This is a genomic window from Bacteroides caecigallinarum, assembly GCF_016901995.1.
Taxonomy (GTDB): domain Bacteria; phylum Bacteroidota; class Bacteroidia; order Bacteroidales; family Bacteroidaceae; genus Phocaeicola; species Phocaeicola cellulolyticus.
Map to the genome: position 1 here is coordinate 1 of NZ_JACJLE010000248.1, position 217 is coordinate 217.

The 217-nt window shown below is 43.3% G+C and carries 1 protein-coding gene; it reads right to left on the minus strand.

Translation table 11 applies throughout. From position 1 onward, the window contains the following. Positions 1–217: AAA family ATPase (locus H6A61_RS15840; protein ID WP_204394826.1), on the minus strand; the 217-nt coding region annotated here is incomplete at both ends.

A 217-nucleotide genomic window follows, 5' to 3' on the forward strand; every position in this document is an offset into this window, starting at 1 on the left:
AGTATGCTGAACGGGTTATAAATATCCACACAATCCTCGTTGAAGTGATACCCGTCATACAGTTCCTTCAGTTTCGCTTTCGCTTCCTCCTCAGTCATATTATTGGCGGTACCCAACTCCTTTATGCCTTCTTTGAATACAGAGTGCAGTTCCTCCTCCGTGATACCACAAATGCCTACATAAGCAAACTCCATCGAAATATCCCTCAGATTGTTCA